This is a genomic window from Limnobacter sp. 130 (genome assembly GCF_902506325.1).
In the GTDB taxonomy this organism is placed as follows: Bacteria; Pseudomonadota; Gammaproteobacteria; order Burkholderiales; family Burkholderiaceae_B; genus Limnobacter.
On record NZ_LR732328.1, the window covers coordinates 844072 to 865069 of the forward strand.

A 20998-nucleotide genomic window follows, 5' to 3' on the forward strand; every position below is an offset into this window, starting at 1 on the left:
CGATGAGTCGCTTGATTAAATTCAGTAAGGGGGATCGTAGGACGACCTTAGTTGATGACTATTTCTACGCATCTACAAATGTCCTACGCGACCTGATTGTTAGCATCAGACCCCATAAGGCATTCGTTGGGAAAATGTTTATTGATAGATGGAAACGCCTTCAGACAAAGGAACTTCAGGTCCTAAATGTTCCTGAGCGATTACTAGTAAGCCTAGTCGTCAATGACCTGGTTCTGCGGCTTGATCTACTTGAAGCAGTGGTCCATACGATCGCGGCAAATTCCGTGGATAAATTCGCTGTTGAAGGCCACGTGTCTGTGGTGCTCGAAGACGGATCAGTGATGAACGTTTTAATAAGTGCTGCCACAAGTCGTCTGATCACCAAGTACTACGATGATCTTGGCGTTAATGAACTTGGTGTCGAGAAAACACTGACCCAGATTGATAAATGGTTCTGGGGTGAGGAGCGCACTGAAAGTTTTGTAGGTGGGTTTGCGCTTGTAACAAAGCAGTACTTACCCCCCGTGGTGTTCGCGTCAGTTGCCGGGTTCTTGGAATACGAATCGTTAGAAGAACGAGTGTTTAAAAGGGCTAACGGTCTTGAACATACATTTCAAGCCGATGTAGATGAAATCAATGATTACCCAGCTTTAGGAGAACGAAGCCGTCAGGTCGAGAATTCTGATTGGTGGTTTGCCCACCAGATGCAAGATCGGCTTAGGGACGTTACAAGGGGTTTTGCGTCTAAGAACTCAATTCTGATTCAAATCGATACCGATGTTATTCGACTTGTGGATCCGGATACCGTTGGCTATATGTATCTCGACTGGGTTCGTTATTTGATCGTTTATGGTTCAAGGCACAAGTCAATACTCAAACCGAGCACTATCGAACAGTACGCGCGACTTGTTTTTCGTCATTTGTTGGAGGGTGTGAATCCACAGTTGTCTGTCTTTGACTTTGTAACTCAATACTTAAAAGAGTCTGAGCTTCCAACTATTTCGGACGTAGCTGGCTCATCAGCTCCACAGCTTAATGCTGGGATGGATGTATTCAAACGATATTTGGCGGATGTTTACCTGATCGAAACGGACATTGCCTACATGAAAGGCTACAAGGGGATGATTGAGGCTGAAGTCATATGGCCAAGCGAGATTCTTAAAGCAATTCAGCAAGCTCGAACTATTCCTGATCGAACCCTTTCCGTGAATTGTTCTGTAGCCTTTGTTTTGGCGACATTGGTGAGACTGCGTATCGGTGAATTATTGCGACTCGAGATTCGGGATTTTCAGATATCCGAGCTCGAGCAATCATTGTTGGTGAATATCCGACACAGTAAATCCGAAGCTGGCCAGCGCACCGTACGTATTCCCTTAGATCGAGCACGGCTACTTGAGCAGTTCTTGACGTATCGAATCAGTATTGATCGAGCAGAGTCCAAAGCATCTTTATGGGGAAATTATGAAACTGAAGATGTGTATCGCAGATCAACGTTCCTCTCCACCCTAAACGGAATCCTCAAGCAAGTAACTCATGAACCAGCGGCGCGTTTTCATTGGCTCTCGCACTCAAAAGCGACCTCTGAGTTTTGGCAACTTTTTAGCGGTCATTCACGATATCTACGACATTCCAATCCAGTTTTTGCGATCGCGGCAGATCTAGGTCATTTGAGTTATTGCACATCCTGGTCAACGTACACACATTGCGTGGATCATTTAATCGCCATTGCTGCGCGCATTCTATGGGGATCGATCCCGCGCGAATACCTGCCATCGTGGGACTTCCGGGTATGGTTGAGTGCCGCAAGCATCAACACTTATAAATCAACAGTTCGACGCGGAAATTCCCGAGGCCTATCCACCGGTCAATCTCATGCGAGGCTGATTTACGGGAACAACGCGAAAGAAATTTCACCGCCTTTTGATCAATCCTTAATTCAATTTCCAAGTTTTGACGAAATCTGGCCAGCGAGCAAAACTGCAGCGGATTTGAAACCTGTGGATGTTTTTAAGATTGCGTGTGCCCTTACACACGTCGATGGGATTGCTCCGGCACGACTCATGCAGCAGTTCGGGATTGATAACAAAACTTGGAATCAGATTTATTGGGTCCTTGGGCAGTACGGTCGATTTGAATCGGTGGATGTATTTGAACCAGATGTTCTGCGTTTCTTCTCGCAGTTGCAAAAAGCGTTCAGTCATGGTTTTCGTCGCACGACTGAAGCTATGTTACTTGCGCTGGCTTCTAGTGCTTTCAACAGGCAAGAAGACTATTTTTATCTGCGTGAAATATTTACGTCACGAAACCTTGTTGTTCCGCCAAATGATCCACGTTTCAAGAAGCTCATCGCTTTTCTGAAGGCTTCAGGGGTAGAACCCGACCAATGTAGTTTTGAGGTGGGAGTACTTGCCAATCAAAGTGACAGTGAACAGCTAATCAATCTATTCAAATACATCTATCTCCGCGCGCCACGAATTAGTTACTGCAAAGGCAGTGCAAGAAAGCAGGTGAGACTACATGTCTTCAAACCAGATTTGCGATCAACGTCAAAAACGTTCAACAGCGAAAACAAAGCGCTGGCTAGGGGTTCAACTGCAAGAGAAGCAAGACCCGGTAACAGGGCGGCAATTGGTGTTTGCGTGCAGGCGGCTCTTTTTTGTCAGGTAGTTGTTTGGGATATTCACCAGAGGGGGAAGTTATGAAGCGCTCGATTGAAAAAATTGCGATTCCGCTGGATTGGCTTTGGCCATTGAAGGTAAGCAAGTTTATTCAGGAATTACATGGTCGTGATTTTGAGGAAATTCATCGAAAAGTCCGTGCTGTGCTGTCACCTGTTTTTGCGCTGATACCCGAGCTTACAATTTCTGGTGCCTTGGAATATCGATTAAATCCTAGTACGCATCGGGAGGAGGTCTTTTACCAACCTGTCCTCATTTCCTCGCGGCAACTTCAGTTGCCATTCGACGCCGATCGCGCCGTAAAATTCGAGGCAATTTTAAAAAGCTGTCTTGAAGAATTCGCAAGGCTTCCAATGATGCTTGAAACGCTGCTGCAGGCCCAGCAACTCAAGCCGCTTAAATCCTTATCGCCTCAAGAGTATCAAGCGCTTTCCATCCTACGCGCCTTGCTTGATTCACGCTATACGAAGAATTCCTTGGCAAACAACCACGGCGTGAATCTTAATGGGCAAAAAGGTCCTGATACAGAACATCGGCTTAGTTTTCGGGCGACAGTAAGATTCAAAGGTCGTCAATGTGTTGTCCTTGAGTCGGTGCGCTGGAACAAAACGAATCCAGTAAGAGTGAATCAACGTGGATTTAAGTTGACGTTTCGGCCAACATACCTTTTCGACGATGATAATAATTACCTCGATCGATTCGAAAAGCTGCTGCGCAGTGGGCAGCCTGCTCAATTTGTTTGTAGGGTTACCCTCAAAGAACGCAATGGAAAGCTAAAGGTGGACAGTGCAGCAATCGAGCAGCTAATTGATGAATGAAACAGTCTACGCATCCATCAATCGCTGGGTGTGATGCGTCTGCACCTCCTCATTTCTCACGACATGCCATGTTGAGGACACCTTCGATGGTGTTAACTTCCATTCCTGCACATAGGCTCGGCCCTCGACCGTCTCGAAGCCGAGAAACACGATTTCATCAGCATTGAATTTCATCAATTTTGCTTCATAAAGGCCTGGTGCTCGACTCACCCCGCCGTAGTAAGAATTCACGCTCAAAGACATGAATTTGCCGTCGTGGTTGCTTTTAATCACCCCATCATCATGAATTACCGGGGGTGATTCCAAGCGTTTGCCGCGTTCGCGAAGCAGAGTGAGGTTAAAGAGCATAATTAAAAACTGTATATAAAAACAGTATTTATATTATGCGATCTGCTTTCCATCGTCCATCAGAAAATTACCGAGCCCCACAATCAGAGGTTTTCTAACTTATCTCCAATTCCGCTTCCAGAAAAAAAAATCCACACAGGAAATGTGTTTCCCGTGTGGAACATCTAGCACTGCTAGCGCTTTTGTGATCAGTATTCACTGCGTCGGTCAAGGGCGGCCATGAGAAAGTACTTTTCATTGGTCCGAATGAAGTCTGGAACCTTCTGAAAACCATGCGCCTCGAGGATTTGACCAATCGACAACAACAGCTCTTGCGCGCCCTTTAACAATCTCTCGTCGTCAGGCCTAAGGTTGCTAAATTCTAAAAACCCCGAAAATGAAACTCGAACACCTTCAGGCCACCCAGTGCAAAAGTTTCGGTTGGCTTTGCAAAACGTATGCAAAAAGGCCGCGATTGGTGCGCAGTGGATTAACCGCCATTCCACTGAAATCTCGTCATCTTCTGACCCCACCCGAGAAGGCACCCGTTTCGAGTGTTTTTCACTGGTTTCGCTGATTAACTGAAGCAAGCCCGCATTCGCGAGAGAGGATACAAAAAGATCCGGTCTTAAATGAATGACCCGTGTGACGACCTCTTTCAACTCTGCTGGAATATGGGAGTAGGACCAGACCAACACTCCCTTTGCCTTTTGCTGCTCCTTGGTCCTCGCCGGTAAGAAATCGAAAGGATTGTGTTCGATACCGAAGTGGGTTTCATTGAAAATCGCCTCGGTGTCGCACACTTGACCAACGTGCCGTTTCTTGCCCAAAGGGTGAATCAGAACAAATCGTCCCACTTCTATCCTTTTTGCGGGTACCAAGGTGTACACATGAAAATAATGAACGTGCCAAGAATCGTAGATTTCAGTTTGCAAGCAATAGCTAACTTGGCCATCGTGTTCAAACTCACTTACCCATGATCCCGTGACAATCCCTTGCACTGCGGTGGTTGTTTCACCAAAAAAGCTGGACTTACCCATTTTTCGCCTCCAGTTGCAAAGCGTTGCCCAGTTCACCAATGTTGGTGTTAGTGGCCAGCAGTCGATCAAAAGCCGAGCCATCAAGGCGTGTCAGGTTGGGAACGAACCGACCGTAGACTTTGTAGAGCATTTCAGTTGAGCTGTGCCCCAGCTGTCTGGCAATCCAAAGGGGGTTTTCTCCTGCAGCCAGCCACAGGGTGGCCGCAGTGTGGCGGGTCACGTACGGACGTCTGCGTGCAAGCCCAAGGTGGCGAAGTAGGGGATACCAAACCCGCTTGGTCACGTTGTTGTGGTCCAAAGGTTGACCCACGCTGTTGCAAAAGACGTACTCACTCTTACGGAACGTCACAAGCCGTTGGCGTTTCAAGGCTTGGCACACGACTTCTGAGATTTCAATGTCCCGAATGGAGTCGTAGGTCTTGCCGTCTTCTTCCTCAATACCCGCCACAATGGTGGAGCGGATCAGAATTTGGCGACGTTCTAAATCAACGTACTTCCATTTCAGCCCATCAATTTCGCCCGTCCGCATGCCCGTGAAAAAACGCACAATGTAGTAATTGCGCATGTCTTCACGAACCGTGTTCAGAATCAAGTTCACCTCTTGCAGAGTAAAAGGCTCCACATCGGGTTTGCGCAAGCGAAGTGACTTGATGTTTTGGTAGGGATTGGTAAAGTGATACCGGTCGGAGGCTTCACTCATGATCTGACTCATCAGAGCCATGATCGCGTTCACGCGCTTGGGAGACATCGTTAAACCTTTACGCCCCGGTGCTTTGGCGAGGACTGAGCGAAAGGTTAAAAGGTCTTCCCGTCGAATGTCTCCGACCCTCGTATTCCCAAACTTGGGCACCAGGTGAGCCTTGAAGATGTCATCCACGGTTCTTTGGTAGCTCTTTCGAAACTGCACGAAGTTTTCATTTCGCCAAATTTCCAAGAACTCCACGAAGGTGGGCGTCTGCGCCGCAGCTGCGTTCGCCTGACGGGCCGCTTGCACGCCAGTGCCAGGCTGATGACTACAAGCTCGCGGATACGCATCAGAGGCCTTTACACGGGGCTCCTTGGCGGGTTTACCAAAGAACTCGGCGTAGTTAAATTTACCTCTGGCAATTTCACGCTCAAGTTTGTCTGCAAGCTTACCGAGCTTGGTGCGGTTCTCTGGTGTGTCGGGCAGGGCGGTTTGCTCCCTGTAACGCGCACCATCAAAGTAAAAGTCCAAGTACAGTTTTCCGGTCTGCTTCCGGGTGCGAATACTAGCCATGGAGAACACCTCCGTTGGCCATGGGCACGGAGAATTTTGTGCCCTTGCTCAAATCCTCTTCAATGGCTTGCCAGATGAAAAGAATCTTGCGACGCCCAAACGGACGCAGATAATGCACGCCTTCCAGCAACACAGAATCCATGAGTTTTTCACGGATGGTTCGCTCGTCGTATTTGAGCCGCCCGGCGAGTTCGGCGGTGGTTAGATACTCTGTACTCATACTTTTCCTCTCTTGAAAAATCCCGCAAAAGATCAGCGGGGTAAATTCAAGTTAGCAAAAGTCTTCATTCGCGCAAGTGCCAAAATCGAAGAAATTTTTAACTTTTTGCAGGTTTCTAACGTGTTGATAGAAAAAGAAACTCCTGAGTTCTAAACGAACACACAACTTTTGACAAAGGGGGGGACGGGGCTATTTCAGCGTTGGATTGCGCCGTCCAAAGTCATTCATTACAAACCCTGCAAAGCAGGACATTGGACATTACCGCTGGGTGTTGTCCCCTTGCACTCGGGACAAGGGATTGACGCCCGAATGGAGCGAGACCGGCGTAAAGGGCTAAGGCTATTCGCGTGGTGCGAAAGCCCAGCCCATCCGGGTAGCTCAACATTCCTTAAACCCTCAGACAACCCAACTACGCTCAACAAGAGCCCAGTCCCATCAGATCTTCTGAAACGCCCGGCAGAAGTCAACGTCACTCGCATTAAACCGAACATGACTGGTTCGACTCAAAACCATCTGTGAGTTCTCAAAAGCCCGCACCACATACCCAAAACCCTTGTCATGAACAAAGTAAATGACATAGTCCACTAAAGATCCTTGCCATTTGTTTTGCACCACCTGGTTGCAATCAGGCTTCACCAATGTTTTGACTTGAATGCGGTAAAAGTTAGGGCCGTTCGAAACCACCAAATCAGTCTTGTGACCATGATCCGATTTTGGATAAAAGACCTGCCAACCGCTTTTCAACAGCCAAGAACCGACTTGATCTTCAAAGGAAACATTACGCTGATACTGCAGAGTGCCTTCAGGGGGCAAGATGTGGAGTTTAGGCATTTAAAAGCTCACTGAAATTGCATGATTCAGACCCAAAAAAGGTCCACCAAAAAGCAATTGCAATGCGCCTTAAAAGTACACACGCCAACCATGACTTTCGTCTACGAAGTGTTCCAACAAGAATCACTTCAACAAAGGCTTGGGATCAGGTTTGAAAAAACCGCAATTAACCCAAATATTACTGGACAAACCATCCCAACGAAACCCCCAGCAAGAGGGGGTATGTCACGCAAGTAACTCAATTCAGCCTCTCAAGTATCGCTTGCAAGGGGATTTGTATGTCTCTTCTACGGTGCCGTCCTACGTGGAATATGAACTGTCCGACCTAAATCTGACCTTGAGCAAGGTCACAACCGTCGAGATAAATCGCGTCATGGCGGGCAACGTGTTTCGCGCCATTGCTACGGCGTACATCAGCTAATGCAGGCCGGGTCGGTATACGATTAACAAACCGACTACGCGTTAGCGGTAAATTACGCCCATAATACGCGGCTGTTGTTTGATAGTTCGGATTTAGCGCTCACTACTGCGATCTCCGGCACGTTCACGCTGGCGCCCAGACCCGCGATGCAGGATGCAATCACCAAGGACAATACGGCTAGGTCGGGAATGGTTTTCGGGGAGGTTGCGGAGCTTGAAGCAGTGCTCGCCATCGCCGAGAGGTTCGAGCAAATAGTCAATAGCGCTGCTGTAATTGATTGAAATTATGAATCCAATGTTCGATCGAGTTAACTGCGCCAGTTTGCCTGCATGCCAGTGTAATAAAACCCACCAGGATATGACCCTAGTAGGCTCATATTCTGCTCTCCTGTGCCCGGGGTGAGCTATAGCCAGGATAGGTGCTGTAGATATGCTGATAAACTCGGTCTGAGCGTTCATTAACCTCTCGATCGGCATAGGCCTTCTGTGGAAGCCATTGTAAATTATCAAAAATGATGGTTTTTACCTGCGCTGCAACTTGCGTACTCTCTCGCCAGCGTTCGACTCTCAGCTTCTCTTCTTTAAGCGTAGAAAGCGTTTTGATCGCAACTTGCTTGACCTCTTCTTCCTCTTTTTTGGAGAGCTCAGGCTTACGAAGCAGGTCAAAGATGGCCAGTGTTTCCTGATCTAATCCTTCAGCAAGGGCGCGGGATTCTTCTTCGGAAAGCTCCTGCATAAAGCCCTGAAGTTCATCGAAGGCCTTCTGCACCGCCTGCAGGTCTTTCCCATTGTTGTAATCATCAATGATTGCTTTGTATTTTTCGTAAAATTCTAGCCGCAGAGGATTCTGCTGCACCATGCTTTCCAGCTTGAGCTCGATAGCTTCCTGGAGGTCGAACACCACCAGATTCTTATTGTCCGATTTCTGGAAAGCCTGACGCAGTTTGTCGAAGTCGAGCTTGCTCAAATCCACGAAATCATCATCGCTGCCGGATGAGCCTGCCACCGTAATACTCATATCCACTTCCTGTTGGAGGCGGCGGATGACAGCGGTGATGTCAGCTCCTTTGACCTTCTGATTTAGCTGCGCATAGATTGCTTCAATCGCATTATGTTCTTTGACGAAGGGCTTAATCTGCTCTTCGGGGTAAAGGGCTTTGTATTTGCGGAACACGTCTCGTGCTGAGAATTCAAACTCAGTGCGTGTTTTTTCATTTAAACAGACGCAGTTCATGGCTTTTTGGATAAGCCCTAGCTTTTCCATTGGGCTTTTAGCATTGACCAGCCCGTCCAGTTCAAACTCTAAATTCAGCAAACATTGTTTTACAGCTCCAATAGTAGCTGCCAGTTCTACCGCAAGCCCCTCTAGGCGCTCCGCAGGGCTTATCGGGGCTTCGCTATCTTCACCGCCGGTATTCTTTCCACCTTTATTCTCGCCCTCACCATAAACGGCATAGGCTTCTTCTAGTTTGCGGTACACATTGCCGTAATCAACAATCAGGCCATTCTCTTTTTCGTCGTCATACACCCTGTTTGCACGGGCGATGGTCTGCATTAGCGTGTGGCCTTTGATTGGCTTATCAAGATACACAGTGGAAACGCATGGCGCATCGAAACCTGTGATCCACATGGCACATACAAAGGCGAGACGGAACGGATTTTCATCATCCTTGAATTCTATTTCTAGATCGCGCTCAACCATTTTCTTGCGGTGCGGCTCAATCTCCAGACCAATAGCGCGGAACTTGGCTACTTCGTTCTGCTCGCTGCTAACCACCACGCAAACTTCGGTTTCTTCCACACGCTTTAGGTGGTGGCGGAACTTCAATTCCTCCTGCTGGTCTTGGCACTGCGTAATGCGCTTTTGCAGTTCGGCTACATAGTCCGGCCAATGCTTCATCACCAGGTTATACATCCGCACAGCTGTTGGCTTATCTAGCGCAACAAACATTGCCTTGCCCTGATAGCCACGCTCGTTGAAATGCCACACCAAATCCTTGGCAATCGCATCTAGCCGCGCTTCCGACGTCAGGATAGGATAATCCCGCGCAAACTCGCGTTGCAGCTTGGCGCGTTGGTCGTCGTCGAGGTCTTCACTCTCGATTATTTCCGCCATGCGCTCATCCAGGTTCGGGTTTTCAATGCCCAGCTTTTCGCCACGGTTCAGGTAGCGCAGCGGCAGCGTGGCTCCATCCTCAATCGCCCGTTTGAAATCGTACACGGAAACATATTCACCGAAGATATTCTTGGTGAGTTCCAGTTCTTCCTTAATGATCGGCGTGCCGGTAAAGCCAAGATACGAGGCATTGGGGATGCCGTTGAAGCGCATGTTCTGCGCGAATTTTCCGCCTTGGGTGCGGTGCGCTTCATCCGAAATAACGATGATATTGCTGCGGTCGGTAATCAGCGGATATTCACTTTCCAGTTTAGGGTCGATGGAGAACTTATGAATCAGCGTGAACACATAGCGGTGGTTTTCTGACAGTAACCGGCGCAGATCATCACGGCCTTTAGCGCGGATATTTTCCTCCGTCACTGCACCGCAGCCGGTGAAGGTGTCATAGAGCTGATTTTCCAGTTCGGTGCGGTCAACCACGATCAGGAACGTGTAGGAACCGCCGAACTTACGGTGGATTTTCTGGCACAGAAACACCATCGAGTAGGACTTACCCGAACCTTGGGTGTGCCAGAACACACCCAGCTTTCCCTTCAGTTCTTCGATATTGCGAGCCTGCGCCACGACCTTATTCACGCCGATGAACTGGTGGTTTTTGGCCATAATCTTGACCACATCGCCGCCTTCACCATCGAATAGCAGGAAGTTCTCGAACAAATCCAGCAGCCGTACGCGGTCGCAGGTGCCGCGCAGCATGGTGTCTAAGCTCACCACGCCTTCTTCCTCTTCCTCGATGCGCTTCCAGTCGAGGAAGAACTTATACGGGCTGGTAACAGTTCCCAGCTTCGCATCCGTGCCATTGCTCAGGATAATAAAGCCGTTGCAGTGGAAAATGGTCGGGATGGTGTCTTTGTAATCGCGCAGGTTATCGTTGTAGGCAGCGGCAAGGTCGGTGTGGTGGGCTTTCAGTTCAAAGAACACCAACGGAATGCCATTTACAAACCCCACCACATCCGGGCGGCGGTTGTAGAGTTCGCCCACCACCTCAAACTGGCGCACGGCGAGGAATTCATTTTCCAATGGCTTTTCATAATCAAACACGCGCAGGCGCTTGGATTCCATTTCGCCCCTGGCATTGCGGAAAGACACCTGCACGCCCTTGGTAAGCAGCGCATGCTTTTCCTTGTTGATTTGCCCAAGGGTTTTATCGGCTGCTTTTTCGGTGATCTGGTCGATAGCGTGGGTATAGGCCAATTCCGGAAGGTTGGGGTTCAGCTTCGTAAGCGCAGCACGGAGATGGCGCTTCAGAATCACTTCCGATTTATTGGTACGCCCCAGCAGTCCATCATCGCCGAAACTTTCTTTCTTCCACGCAGTAACAACTTTCCAGCCCAAAGCCTCCAGCACTTCCTGCGTTGCGGCTTCTACCAGCCCATCTTCGGAGTATTCGTAACTCATGCAGCTTCCTTCAGCAGTTGGGCGGGGTCATAGCTTTCCACTTCGATCACGCCGGTCATCAGGCGCGGCAGCAGAATATCGCGTGCTTCGCGTAGCAATACATTCTCTCTCTGCAACTGACCTTTAATTCTAAAGTTCGGCACGAACGCATCTGAAAACTTGTTCATTAGTTCTTGCGTCGGCACGGTAATTTTAATGCGTTCAAAATCTGTCTGATTCACAGCAGGGTATGCGGCACCACCAGCCACAGCCACAGCTGCATCAGTAAAGCTCTGTTGTGCAATGGTGATGTAAATGAATGGGAAGTTCTGCGCCCGATGTGGTGTCAGCACCGCAAAGCCCGTGGAAGCCACAAGCAGCGGATCATTCTCCAGCACTAAACTGAAAATTCGACGGTTTGGCCGCACGGTGGAAAAAATAGTATCCCCAAATGCTACGCGCCTTCTTGCGCGGCTTGGAGCTTCTGCGAAAGACATTTCTTGAGGGGTTGTGTAGTAGCCTGTTTCGGCTGAAGAAATGTCGATATAGCGAATTTCTTCTGGCGGATTACGAGCGGTGATAGAATTTTTATTCACATCGCATATCGAGGAAATAGCTTTTGTTTCCCACCCCTCCGGCAGGCTGGTTTCGGGATCGATGGTGGTGGATTCATGACCGGGGAAACGCAGGCGCACAAACCACTCTTCATAGGTAATCTGTGCCTTTTCTTCGAGCAGCTTAATCCGCTTCAGGTTATTCTCGATCAAATCATCATAAGCAGCCAAAATTCCCGCGATCTTCTGCTGGATGGGTAGTGGTGGAAAAGGAACATTAGCCGATCCAATATCTTTGGGGCTTAGGTTTGGCTGACCAGCGCCCATGGCAAGGTTAAAGTACATGCCCTCTGTGTCATCTGTTGCGAGGCTTTGATATATGAACTCAGGATCAGCAATCGCTTTGTTTACCCTGACAATCCCAACGCGTTGATTTACCAGAAAACCTTCCGTAAAAGATCGCATTTTCCCAATGCGCCCAACGCTTCCTTGTCCTGTCATTGCAACAAGAAAATCATCTTTTTGAAGAAAAAATTTCTGATAATTCTTCTTGTATGCAGATGGATTTAAGAAGGTTTCACAATTTTTATCGACTTTTTTGTCATGAATATTTTTGATTTTTATGAGTGGGATGCCTGCTTGCTTATCCATGTCAGAGCTTTTGAAAGCGTACCCGCTAAAAACATTCGCAACTTCGTTTAGCTTCTTTGTTTCCCAACTCATGCAGCCCCCTTGAGGATTTGCTGCATCAGGGCGGAGGCCTCGTTGTTCAGCGTGGCAAGCTCGCTGTGAATTTCGCCAAGGCGTGCGGTGTAATCGAAGCCTTCATCCAGTTCGATGGAATAGCCAACATAACGCCCCGGCGTGAGGCTCCAGTCGTTTTCCTCGACCTCGGTCACATCCACAATTTTGCACAAGCCTTCGACATCCGCATAGCTGCCGCTAGAGAAATGCTCTGTGAGCCACGGGTTGCTTGTAAATGTTTTGCTGACATCCTCGCCACGATAGGCCTTAACAATGGCAGTCAGGCCTTCCATCTGCTCCGGCGAAAAATCACGCAACGTGGTATTGATCTGGTGGAAGGTGTTCCGTGCATCAATCATCAGAATTTTGCGTTTGTTCTCTGGCCGCTTGCCACGATCAAGGAACCACAGGTGACATGGCAGCGAGCGGGTGTAGAAGAAGTTATTGCCTACGGCCACAATACAATCTACCGCACCTGTTTCTATCAGCCGCTGGCGGATTAGCTTTTCACTCGCGCCTGCATCGGTGGCAGAGGATGCCATAACGAACCCAGCGCGGCCTTTTTCATTCAGGTAATGGTAGAAATACTGAATCCACAGATAGTTGCCGTTATCGGCTTTCGGCAGCCCCACATCGCTAAACAGGCGCTTGTCGGTCTTCACGAAGTCTTTGTTTTTATCCACCTTGTTGACGTTGAAAGGTGGGTTAGCCATCACGAAATCGCATTTGCCAGCGAGGTCGTGCGGGTCGGAATAGAAACTGTTGCTCTCGATGATTTTTCCTTCGATGCCGTGAATTGCAAGGTTCATCTTGGCGAGGCGGGTGTTGTTGGACTTTAGCTCGGTACCATAGACTTTGATGGCTTCGTTCACGGCGCGTTTGCTATGGTCTTGCACGAAATGGCCGGTCTGGACGAACATGCCGCCAGAACCGCAAGCCGGGTCATGGATGATGCCGTGGTCTGGCTCAATGAAATTGACGATCAGCTGCACGAGTGATGGCGGGGTGAAGAACTCGCCGCCTTCCTGTGCACCTGCGCCGCTCATGGAAAATTTCATCAGGAAGAATTCATATATCCGCCCGAACACATCACCTTTCAGCTTCTTCACCGAATCCTTGTTGAACACGCGGATCAGCTCGCGCAGCAAATCTGCATCCAGCTCTTGATAGTTTTTTGGCAGGATACCGGCGAGATCGGGGTAATTCGCCTCGATCAATCGCATGGCCTCGTTGACGGCCTCGTTGATGTCTTCGCCCTCTGGCAGATTGGCGAGATAACCATACTGCGATTTCTCCGGCAGCATCATCGCACCGGCAGCAAGAAAATCGGCTTGGGTGGCAGCGCGTTTGCCACGCGGTCCATCGGGCATGGATGCCTCAATCGCGATCTTGGCTTCATCGTAGCGATTTTGCGCGTAGCGCAGCAGGATTAAACCCAGCACAGGGTCTTTGTATTCTGCTGCGGTTAGCTTGGAATTGGCACGCAAATCATCTGCTGCGCCCCAAAGTTCTGTTTCCAGCTGCTTGATTTGTTCGTTGTTCATGAGCGTTTCCTGCTTCCTGTTTTTTTAATCTACTTCTCGATTTCACTTTTCCTGGAATGCCATGAAGCACCAAATCTGAAGCGGCAGATGTCACCCTTTGCCGCGAGATAATAGGAGGTTTTCAGTTTCAGTCTGAGGTAGTGTGACGCGTCATCAATCATCATTATATTCGTTTCCATAACCTCACCCTGTGAGTTTCTGAGTTCAGAAAATACAGGAAATTACGAATACGGAGTAACCAGGGTCGCTATCGGGGTGGTTTGGTTGTAAGTAGCCAGCCAAGCAATCTCGGTTTATGCCAATTTTCTAATTTAAAAACTGAATCTCTGCCCTGGCAGAGATGCTGACTTCGTAAAGTCTCCGTCTGGATTTCGAAGAGGTTGTGTGGAAACTCATTTTGATCGAGCTTGATTCTGTCTGAGTGGCTTAATTCGAATCTTGAACTTGATATTTTTTTGAGTTTTTTGGATCAGGCACATAAAACCCCTCAGGTGTGATCGCCTCAATCAGTCCCTTAACCCCCATGATGTTTACGTGCTAAGTCGAAAGTCTCAATGGCGCTCAAGCCGAAACTGGGTCTTTCCGGCCCTTGAGAACTCTTGTTTGTAGCGTCTGAGAACAAAATTTCACCTATGGGAGTGTGGATCTGTGCGTTGCTATCAAGCGGCAGCATGCAACAATCGATATGATATTTCTATCAAGCACCGACCAAGCCATAAGGCCACAAACGTTTAGCAAAATTTCAAGGGATGCACCATGGCATTTAAGAATGCAAACTCGGACGATTCTGTTCCGGAGACGCCTGATAAGCTTTTCCGTGACCTTACACGACGCAAGTTTCCCGACGTACTGCCACATCAGGCTGAAACAATGCAGGCCTACGCTGCAGAAGGTGTTACAGCGCACGACGTGGCACTTCAGTTACCCACTGGTAGTGGCAAAACTCTCGTCGGCCTCTTGATCGCGGAATGGCGTCGCCGCAAATTCAACGAACGGGTCGTGTATCTTTGCCCTACTATTCAGCTAGTTCACCAAGTGGTTCACCAGGCCCAAGAGAAATATGGTTTGACGGTTGCTGCATTCGTTGGACAGCAGCGCGAGTATTCGCCAGCTTTGAAGGCTGATTATCAGCAGGCTGACAAGATTGCTATCACAACATACTCAGGCCTGTTTAATACCAACTCGTACTTTGACAATCCCGACGTAATTGTGCTTGATGATGCACATGCAGCCGAGAATTATGTCGCTTCCTTCTGGTCGCTGCTCATTTCCCGAGACGAGGAAGATGGCTACCCCGCACTGCATCAGGCCCTCTGTAATCTGGTCGGTCGATATTTGACACCGACTAACCTTACACGGTTGCGTGGTACCTGGGAAGACTTGGTAGACCGCAACTGGGTGGACATGTTGCCATCGCCAGTCGTTGCACAAATTAAGGACGAGCTTACAGAGATCCTTGACGCGCACACTACTGATACCAAGCTGCGCTTCTCCTGGTCGCTTTTGCGGGGTCATCTCGATGCCTGCCACATTTACCTCTCGTCCCGCGACATCATGATCAGGCCGCTGCTACCGCCAACGTTCTCGCATGCCCCATTCAACTCAGCCAAGCAGCGCATCTACATGTCAGCTACACTCGGTGCCGGCGGAGATTTGGAGCGCTTGACCGGACGCAAGGCCATTCATCGTATCGCAGCGCCGAAAGGGTGGGATTCCCAGGGCGTTGGTCGACGCTTCTTCATCTTCCCTGAGATGTCTTTATCGGCCGATGAGACTGCTAACCTTCGCATGCAGTTGATGAAGCGGGCAGGGCGAAGCGTTGTATTAGTGCCGAGTACACCGATTGCCAACGCTACCAGCAAACAGGTAAGTGACCAGATCGAGTATCCGATTTATCGCGTCGAGGACATTGAGAGGTCGAAGGAAGGTTTCGTTGCCGCCCCCAAGGCCGTTGCCGTGGTAGCGAACCGATATGACGGCGTGGACTTTGCGGGTGATGAGTGCCGACTACTATTTATCGAAGGACTACCAAAGGCGATGAACTCGCAGGAGCGCTTCCTCATGTCGCGCATGGCGGCAAACACCCTGTTTAATGAGCGCATTCAGACGCGTGTCGTGCAGGCTATTGGGCGTTGCACCCGCTCCCTCGAAGACTATTCGGTAGTGGTGATTAGTGGCGACGATCTACCGGACTATCTTGCAGATATACGCCGACGCAAGTTCTTTCACCCGGAGCTACAGGCTGAGATCGCTTTCGGGGTGCATCAATCTAAAGATACTGATGTTGACAACATTCTTGAAAACTTTGATATTTTTCTAAAAAACGGTAAGGAATGGGAGAGTGCCAACCGCACAATCGTCGAGGCTCGGCGTCGACTGCATCAAGAGTCGTTGCCTGCGATCGCAAATTTGGCAGACGCGGTTAAATACGAAATTGACTACCAGACGTCACTCTGGAGGAGCGACTATCCACGGGCAGTCGGTTTCGCTGAGCAGGTCCTCGCCGAACTGACATCACCAGATGTGCGCGGCTATCGCGCCCTTTGGCATTATCTCGCAGGTTCGGCCGCACACCTTGGCGGGAAATCGGGAGTTGCAGCCCTAGACGCAAAGGCGAGGAGACATTTCGCTGATGCCTACAAAAGCGCTCCCGATATTCCCTGGCTCGCCGAGTTTGCGCGTCAAGTAACGCCAGAGGAGCTTGGTGTCGAGGCGCAGGATGCTGCGTTGCAGCAGCAGGCAGAGCGACTGGCAGCTGAGCTGTCACGACTGGGATCAACTCACGAAAGAAGGTTTGCTAACCTTGAAAAGGAAATTCTGCAAGGATTAAGCCACTCAGACACCTTCGAGAACGCGCAGGTTCAGCTCGGCAACCTCCTCGGTTTTATTGCAGGTAAACAGGAGTCCGAGGGCTCACCAGACCCATGGTGGATTTCCGGCAGTATCTGTATCGTCTTCGAGGACTACGTTAACACTACGAGCGAAGGGGCGCTAGATGTAACCAAAGCACGTCAAGCCGCATCTCACCCGAATTGGATGAGCACCCATATCGCGCAAGCCGCCGGTTGCAATTTCTTTCCAACATTGGTGTCGCCTGCGACGGGTATTCGTACTGCCGCTGTGCCCCACGCCAAGTCGCTGCACTACTGGGCTCTTAACGACTTTCTCGCTTGGGCTACTATGGCGGTGGCCACAGTGCGCGAGCTGCGAGCGACTTTCTTCGAGCAGGGCGACTTAGTCTGGCAAGCCAACGCCGCAAGCACACTGAAGGATAAAGGACTGGATCTGGCCTCGGTAGCTCAGCAATTACGGGGCGATATGGTCGTCGACTGCCTACGGCATGTATAGGGGGGCAGAATCGGGCTGGGCGTCATAGGGCGGCACATTGAAGCCCCATGACGCCCATCAAGTCTAATGTCGGTAAAGGCCGAAAATTGGCCGGAGCAGCCGTTTGAGTTAACTGGTGAAACGTCTGAGTTAGTTGCGAAAGTGAACTTCGAAACTTGGAGGGGATCTGGTGAATGTTCAGCCTCTGAAGAGCAAGTTTTTGGCTAACCAAGTGCTGACAAATAAATAGGGTTTTTTTTCCTCTTGTTCATGTAAAGCTTAGCAACTATCTGTAATGTTTAGTTTAAAGAAATAATCTGCGGTGTTTAGAAAAATGAATATCGGCGTTATGATTCGATAGCTCTAGTCATGTGTAAGGAGTGTATTTAGGCCGATAGGGGAGATAGGTGGGGGGCTGGCAACCCCTGTGGTGCTTGTTGGCTCTGTAGCCCTTCTGCTGGTTTTGTTGCGTTACATCAGTATCAATTTGATTCCATCGGATCAACACAACATAAAGGAGGTTTCTATGGTTAAAACATTAACTGCTCGTACTCGTGTTTTCTTAAGCTCGTTTTTTGAAACAACATGGGCTATTGGAGTCGGCAGCGCTGTTGGACACCTATTGACCTAAGTGCATTCGTAACTTTAGAGTCTCTGAGGCATCAAGGGGTTTTTATGGACCATAACTTCGAAAGACTGAAAGCCCACATCCTTCCGTTATCAAACGCTGCAGATTTTTATGCAGCGAAAAATGAATGGAAGCTGGTTGGAGTTGAAATCCAAGAAGATTGGGATAATTGCCCTTGTGGCCAAGCAATCAAGGAGTTGTGCCACATCGAAAATCAGCTGAATGGTAAAAAGACCTACGTTGGTAACGTTTGTGTCAACCAGTTTATTGGAATTGACACTGGTAATCTCTTTGCAGGTCTAAAACGCATCGCTCAAGACGACTCCGCGAATGCAAACGAAGACCTAATCACTCATGCATATAAGCTAGGTTACATTTTCGAGAAAGAGTATCAGTTCTTAATGCAAACGCGCCGTAAGAGAAAACTTTCGCCAGCACAGCTTTCTTGGAAGCAGAAGATAAACAATCGAATTGTTAATCAAACAGTTGTCCGTAAAGTTCCGGACAATACATAACATGACGATCAACCTCTCTACCTTCGTTTGCTGGTTATTGCGCCATAAATCAGTGCAGTGCCGGTTAGCTTTACGTTATGCTGCACAATAGCGTATGCAACTTTCCCAATTTTCAACTCAGATCGAGAAGACCGGCTTCGTTCTGGAGAACCGTGTTGCGCAGCAGCTAAAGGCCGCTAAGTGGACCGTTATAAGTAATCGCTATTACGTTGATGATGCTGAAGAATCAGTCAGAGAAATAGACTTGGTCGCATACAAGGCGACCAGAGTTCAACACTTCGACGTCTATACAACTCTACTGATTAGCTGCAAGAAGAACGAATCGAACGCTTGGGCGCTGCTCTCGCGCGAAATCGATCTCAAAGACCCCAACTCTGATTGGCAACCTCTACACGCCTGGTCAAACGACAAGGCGCTAGCTTTCCAGCTCAGCGTTCCAGGCGTAGCAAAGCTGTATCACGATGCCGCAGAACAGTCCGGTGCTGGAGCAGTGTTTCGAACTCCAGAAGTCGAAGTATTCGCGTTTCAGGAGATGAACAAAGTCTCAGGGACGCCTCAGAACGACAAGGCGATATTTCAGGCTGTTACTTCGCTCATGAAGTCACAGGCCTACGAACTGGGTGCACTTCCGCAGCGGAAGCGAACTCCTGCGGTGTATCAGTTCAACCTTCTTTCGCTTGTTGACTCAGATCTAGTTCGGATCAATTTCAGTACTGGATTAGCAAATGCTGAAGCAATCGATCAAGAACATTACATCGCTCGTTACATCATTAAGAAAAAAGAAACTTTTTCAAGAATTCGCTTCTTGAAAGCAAACGTCTTTGAAAAGCTCATCCCCGAGTATAGTGAGCTGCACACAGCCAACTGCGCTTGGTTTGATGCCCAGTGTCACGCCTTCTACGCAGATATCTTGCAAGACGAAAAACGATCGCAGGAGTTGCTGACTGAGTTCCGGCAAGTGATCTCTTGGCCGTTCAGACTCGCCCTTCAGGAGCAAGGCATCAATGTACCGGAGTCTAAGTCCATCTGCTTCTCTTGGAGCAAGACAAACAACATGGTCATCATCTATGCACCTGTGGGTGGTGAGGGGGCGATGGCACTAAATAAGGACTCCTCTTTCAGAAGTAAAGTCTCGGCGGCGCTTAGCAAAATCTTCCGCTACAACGGAGACTTTATGTTTCAAGACGATATTCCTTTTTGAGCTAGTACATGCTAACCCTTCCATCGATAGACTCAGGCCCGGCAATCAAGTTCGTGTCGACCTCGGTCGTCGCTGTTAATGTGGCGGAAATACATTAAGTGCTGTACAAAATGTGAGACCTAACAAATCATTACATTAAATGTTTGATCCACCCGTCGCTTTTGCTACCGAAAATGTACCTGTCTCCTCAAACGCCGCTCTACGCATGAGATATGCCATGCTTATTCCGAGGTGAAAATATGGCTGAACAAACGTCACTAATCTCCATAATTGCTTCTGTGGTAAGCGCAATCGGGGCTGCCGCAGCTTGTATCGCCGCATTCAAATCAGCGGCCCATGCAAAGGAGGCATTTGATGAAGGCCAAAAAGCGGATAAAAGGTTTGCTCTTAGACAACTTTCTCTTACAGCGCATCAAGTTTCTGTACAAGCTGATCGTGTCAAATGGACAGCTCAAGGACTTAAATCTGGGTATCAGACATTGGCGGTTTTTTCGGGTGCGAGCGGAAGCTCTCGTTTAATTCTTTTGACCAAAGAAGTCGATGAAAAAGTCAAAATCGCAGAAGTTCTACAATTAAAAGCGAAGCCGTTCATCGAGTTACAAATGACCTTGCTTAATGGGCCGCTTGATGAAATCACCGCAAGAGAATTAGCTATGTCGCAGCACTTGATAGAAGTAATAGGCCTTAGGGAGAAAATTGAAATAGAACTATCGAGCATCCAAGCACAAAATTCGACGCTTCGAGAAAGTGCTATACCTAATGCGAAAGGCGGTGGCATATAACAAAGCAGCGTTATTGACCAAAGTTTTTGCTGAGCGTCAATTTTTCCGGTAAGCAAGGCATTATTCAAAGTCCTCTTAAGAGAGGTATGCGGACTTACTAGATCAAAGACTGAGTGTCCGCTCTGGCCGATTACCAGCCATTTCACCTGCAGCTCTAGTTTCAGTGCTCAATCACCGCTCCCCGAAGGTCAGCAAGGTAATCCGCGTCCATGAACCAAGCGTTTGCCTAAAATCATATCTTTGTGCCCAGAAAATTCAAATTTCCGCGTAACTGAATATAAGAATACGTCATGTCATCTAGCCGCAATCGCAATCAAGGCAATGATCTCATCGTAAGCCCCCAGCAAACCCGTCTTGATTAGTTCGCTGGTTTCCAGTTGTGCGGCAGCAATTCATTGATCCTGCTGTACGGCTGCGTGGGCAGGCGGTCCATCACATCCTTTAGATATTCCAGCGGGTTCAGGCCATTGAGTTTGGCCGATTGCACAAGACTCATGATCGCTGCATTGCGTTGGCCTGAGCGCAGGCTTCCGGCAAATAGCCAGTTCTTGCGACCCA

General features: G+C 48.9%; 15 protein-coding genes. 6 read left to right on the plus strand and 9 right to left on the minus strand.

Translation table 11 applies throughout. The annotated features are described in order from the left end of the window. Positions 1 to 2: 2 nt before the first annotated feature. A complete protein-coding gene (locus FRIGORI9N_RS04060) occupies positions 3 to 2702 on the plus strand; it encodes a site-specific integrase (protein ID WP_159568595.1) in 2700 nt (899 codons plus the stop codon). Then, on the plus strand, positions 2699 to 3496 hold the full coding sequence (locus FRIGORI9N_RS04065) for a hypothetical protein (protein WP_159568596.1): 798 nt from the start codon (positions 2699 to 2701) through the stop codon (positions 3494 to 3496). The genes FRIGORI9N_RS04060 and FRIGORI9N_RS04065 overlap by 4 nt, the downstream gene beginning before the upstream one ends. A 6-nt stretch (positions 3497 to 3502) precedes the next feature. On the opposite strand, the gene FRIGORI9N_RS04070 is transcribed toward FRIGORI9N_RS04065, so the two are convergent. The 8 genes from FRIGORI9N_RS04070 to FRIGORI9N_RS04105 all read right to left on the minus strand — a co-directional run bounded on the left by FRIGORI9N_RS04070 (position 3503) and on the right by FRIGORI9N_RS04105 (position 13987). Continuing rightward, complete coding sequence (locus tag FRIGORI9N_RS04070) at positions 3503 to 3844, minus strand: hypothetical protein (protein WP_159568597.1); 342 nt, start codon at positions 3842 to 3844, stop codon at positions 3503 to 3505. 188 nt (positions 3845 to 4032) lie between these two features. Next, positions 4033 to 4863 (minus strand): hypothetical protein, encoded by an 831-nt coding sequence (locus FRIGORI9N_RS04075; RefSeq protein ID WP_159568598.1) that lies wholly within the window; start codon positions 4861 to 4863, stop codon positions 4033 to 4035. Continuing rightward, positions 4856 to 6121 (minus strand): tyrosine-type recombinase/integrase, encoded by a 1266-nt coding sequence (locus FRIGORI9N_RS04080; protein WP_159568599.1) that lies wholly within the window; start codon positions 6119 to 6121, stop codon positions 4856 to 4858. Before FRIGORI9N_RS04080 ends, FRIGORI9N_RS04075 begins: the two co-directional genes overlap by 8 nt. After that, the gene (locus FRIGORI9N_RS04085; protein ID WP_008248771.1) at positions 6114 to 6341 is read right to left on the minus strand and encodes a hypothetical protein; all 228 of its coding nucleotides are present in this window, start codon (positions 6339 to 6341) and stop codon (positions 6114 to 6116) included. Before FRIGORI9N_RS04085 ends, FRIGORI9N_RS04080 begins: the two co-directional genes overlap by 8 nt. A 435-nt stretch (positions 6342 to 6776) precedes the next feature. Next, a complete protein-coding gene (locus tag FRIGORI9N_RS04090; protein ID WP_146106720.1) occupies positions 6777 to 7172 on the minus strand; it encodes a group I intron-associated PD-(D/E)XK endonuclease in 396 nt (131 codons plus the stop codon). A 793-nt stretch (positions 7173 to 7965) separates the two neighbouring features. Beyond that, positions 7966 to 11166, minus strand: a complete 3201-nt coding sequence (locus FRIGORI9N_RS04095; protein ID WP_159568600.1) for a type I restriction endonuclease subunit R — start codon at positions 11164 to 11166, stop codon at positions 7966 to 7968. Continuing rightward, positions 11163 to 12422 (minus strand): restriction endonuclease subunit S, encoded by a 1260-nt coding sequence (locus FRIGORI9N_RS04100; protein ID WP_159568601.1) that lies wholly within the window; start codon positions 12420 to 12422, stop codon positions 11163 to 11165. The genes FRIGORI9N_RS04095 and FRIGORI9N_RS04100 overlap by 4 nt, the downstream gene beginning before the upstream one ends. Continuing rightward, on the minus strand, positions 12419 to 13987 hold the full coding sequence (locus FRIGORI9N_RS04105; protein ID WP_159568602.1) for a class I SAM-dependent DNA methyltransferase: 1569 nt from the start codon (positions 13985 to 13987) through the stop codon (positions 12419 to 12421). The genes FRIGORI9N_RS04100 and FRIGORI9N_RS04105 overlap by 4 nt, the downstream gene beginning before the upstream one ends. Before the next feature lie 756 nt (positions 13988 to 14743). On the opposite strand from FRIGORI9N_RS04105, the gene FRIGORI9N_RS04110 reads away from it, so the two are divergent. The 4 genes from FRIGORI9N_RS04110 to FRIGORI9N_RS04125 all read left to right on the plus strand — a co-directional run bounded on the left by FRIGORI9N_RS04110 (position 14744) and on the right by FRIGORI9N_RS04125 (position 20440). Then, complete coding sequence (locus tag FRIGORI9N_RS04110) at positions 14744 to 17335, plus strand: DEAD/DEAH box helicase (RefSeq protein WP_159568603.1); 2592 nt, start codon at positions 14744 to 14746, stop codon at positions 17333 to 17335. 654 nt (positions 17336 to 17989) lie between these two features. After that, the gene (locus FRIGORI9N_RS04115; protein ID WP_159568604.1) at positions 17990 to 18457 is read left to right on the plus strand and encodes a hypothetical protein; all 468 of its coding nucleotides are present in this window, start codon (positions 17990 to 17992) and stop codon (positions 18455 to 18457) included. 94 nt (positions 18458 to 18551) lie between these two features. Then, positions 18552 to 19658: a hypothetical protein gene (locus FRIGORI9N_RS04120; protein ID WP_159568605.1), complete on the plus strand. Its 1107-nt coding sequence runs from the start codon at positions 18552 to 18554 to the stop codon at positions 19656 to 19658. Between the two features lie 239 nt (positions 19659 to 19897). Further along, positions 19898 to 20440, plus strand: a complete 543-nt coding sequence (locus tag FRIGORI9N_RS04125; RefSeq protein ID WP_159568606.1) for a hypothetical protein — start codon at positions 19898 to 19900, stop codon at positions 20438 to 20440. A 358-nt stretch (positions 20441 to 20798) separates the two neighbouring features. Here the strand turns inward: FRIGORI9N_RS04125 and FRIGORI9N_RS04130 are convergent. Further along, the coding region (locus tag FRIGORI9N_RS04130) for a transposase domain-containing protein (protein ID WP_236550798.1) at positions 20799 to 20998 on the minus strand (200 nt) is incomplete at its 5' end.